Origin of the sequence: Enterobacter cloacae complex sp. S3 (assembly GCF_014930495.1) — a bacterium.
GTDB classification, from domain to species: domain Bacteria; phylum Pseudomonadota; class Gammaproteobacteria; order Enterobacterales; family Enterobacteriaceae; genus Enterobacter; species Enterobacter asburiae_B.
In genome coordinates, this window is record NZ_JADBRD010000047.1 from 2,029 (window position 1) to 5,025 (window position 2,997).

The window sequence follows — 2,997 nt, forward strand, 5'->3', positions numbered from 1 at the left end:
TGATGAATCGAAAGAAACATCTTCGGGTTGTGAGGTTAAGCGACTAAGCGTACACGGTGGATGCCCTGGCAGTCAGAGGCGATGAAGGACGTGCTAATCTGCGAAAAGCGCCGGCGAGGTGATATGAACCTTTGACCCGGCGATGTCCGAATGGGGAAACCCAGTGCAATTCGTTGCACTATCGTTAACTGAATACATAGGTTAACGAGGCGAACCGGGGGAACTGAAACATCTAAGTACCCCGAGGAAAAGAAATCAACCGAGATTCCCCCAGTAGCGGCGAGCGAACGGGGAGCAGCCCAGAGTCTGAATCAGCTTGTGTGTTAGTGGAAGCGTCTGGAAAGTCGCACGGTACAGGGTGACAGTCCCGTACACGAAAGCACACAGGCTGTGAACTCGAAGAGTAGGGCGGGACACGTGGTATCCTGTCTGAATATGGGGGGACCATCCTCCAAGGCTAAATACTCCTGACTGACCGATAGTGAACCAGTACCGTGAGGGAAAGGCGAAAAGAACCCCGGCGAGGGGAGTGAAAAAGAACCTGAAACCGTGTACGTACAAGCAGTGGGAGCACCTTTGTGGTGTGACTGCGTACCTTTTGTATAATGGGTCAGCGACTTATATTCTGTAGCAAGGTTAACCGTATAGGGGAGCCGAAGGGAAACCGAGTCTTAACTGGGCGTTAAGTTGCAGGGTATAGACCCGAAACCCGGTGATCTAGCCATGGGCAGGTTGAAGGTTGGGTAACACTAACTGGAGGACCGAACCGACTAATGTTGAAAAATTAGCGGATGACTTGTGGCTGGGGGTGAAAGGCCAATCAAACCGGGAGATAGCTGGTTCTCCCCGAAAGCTATTTAGGTAGCGCCTCGTGAACTCATCTTCGGGGGTAGAGCACTGTTTCGGCTAGGGGGCCATCCCGGCTTACCAACCCGATGCAAACTACGAATACCGAAGAATGTTATCACGGGAGACACACGGCGGGTGCTAACGTCCGTCGTGAAGAGGGAAACAACCCAGACCGCCAGCTAAGGTCCCAAAGTCATGGTTAAGTGGGAAACGATGTGGGAAGGCACAGACAGCCAGGATGTTGGCTTAGAAGCAGCCATCATTTAAAGAAAGCGTAATAGCTCACTGGTCGAGTCGGCCTGCGCGGAAGATGTAACGGGGCTAAACCATGCACCGAAGCTGCGGCAGCGACGCTTATGCGTTGTTGGGTAGGGGAGCGTTCTGTAAGCCGTTGAAGGTGTGCTGTGAGGCATGCTGGAGGTATCAGAAGTGCGAATGCTGACATAAGTAACGATAAAGCGGGTGAAAAGCCCGCTCGCCGGAAGACCAAGGGTTCCTGTCCAACGTTAATCGGGGCAGGGTGAGTCGACCCCTAAGGCGAGGCCGAAAGGCGTAGTCGATGGGAAACAGGTTAATATTCCTGTACTTGGTGTTACTGCGAAGGGGGGACGGAGAAGGCTATGTTAGCCGGGCGACGGTTGTCCCGGTTTAAGCATGTAGGCGGAGGTTCCAGGTAAATCCGGTACCTTATTAACGCTGAGGTGTGATGACGAGGCACTACGGTGCTGAAGTAACAAATGCCCTGCTTCCAGGAAAAGCCTCTAAGCATCAGGTAACACGAAATCGTACCCCAAACCGACACAGGTGGTCAGGTAGAGAATACCAAGGCGCTTGAGAGAACTCGGGTGAAGGAACTAGGCAAAATGGTGCCGTAACTTCGGGAGAAGGCACGCTGATATGTAGGTGAAGCCCCTGCGGGTGGAGCTGAAATCAGTCGAAGATACCAGCTGGCTGCAACTGTTTATTAAAAACACAGCACTGTGCAAACACGAAAGTGGACGTATACGGTGTGACGCCTGCCCGGTGCCGGAAGGTTAATTGATGGGGTTAGCGGTAACGCGAAGCTCTTGATCGAAGCCCCGGTAAACGGCGGCCGTAACTATAACGGTCCTAAGGTAGCGAAATTCCTTGTCGGGTAAGTTCCGACCTGCACGAATGGCGTAATGATGGCCAGGCTGTCTCCACCCGAGACTCAGTGAAATTGAACTCGCTGTGAAGATGCAGTGTACCCGCGGCAAGACGGAAAGACCCCGTGAACCTTTACTATAGCTTGACACTGAACACTGGTCCTTGATGTGTAGGATAGGTGGGAGGCTTTGAAGCGTGGACGCCAGTCTGCGTGGAGCCGACCTTGAAATACCACCCTTTAATGGCTGGTGTTCTAACGTAGACCCGTAATCCGGGTTGCGGACAGTGTCTGGTGGGTAGTTTGACTGGGGCGGTCTCCTCCCAAAGAGTAACGGAGGAGCACGAAGGTTAGCTAATCCTGGTCGGACATCAGGAGGTTAGTGCAATGGCATAAGCTAGCTTGACTGCGAGAGTGACGGCTCGAGCAGGTGCGAAAGCAGGTCATAGTGATCCGGTGGTTCTGAATGGAAGGGCCATCGCTCAACGGATAAAAGGTACTCCGGGGATAACAGGCTGATACCGCCCAAGAGTTCATATCGACGGCGGTGTTTGGCACCTCGATGTCGGCTCATCACATCCTGGGGCTGAAGTAGGTCCCAAGGGTATGGCTGTTCGCCATTTAAAGTGGTACGCGAGCTGGGTTTAGAACGTCGTGAGACAGTTCGGTCCCTATCTGCCGTGGGCGCTGGAGAATTGAGGGGGGCTGCTCCTAGTACGAGAGGACCGGAGTGGACGCATCACTGGTGTTCGGGTTGTCATGCCAATGGCACTGCCCGGTAGCTAAATGCGGAAAAGATAAGTGCTGAAAGCATCTAAGCACGAAACTTGCCCCGAGATGAGTTCTCCCTGACCCTTTAAGGGTCCTGAAGGAACGTTGAAGACTACGACGTTGATAGGTCGGGTGTGTAAGCGCAGCGATGCGTTGAGCTAACCGATACTAATGAACCGTGAGGCTTAACCTTACAACGCCGAAGCTGTTTCGGCGAAGAGAGACACGATTTTCAGCCTGATACAGATTAA

At 53.1% G+C, this 2,997-nt stretch carries 1 rRNA gene; it reads left to right on the forward strand.

Annotation, left to right across the window (positions count from 1 at the left end):
- The first annotated feature begins 33 nt into the window (after positions 1–33).
- Positions 34–2,939, forward strand: a 23S ribosomal RNA gene (locus IM317_RS21460).
- Positions 2,940–2,997 lie beyond the last annotated feature (58 nt).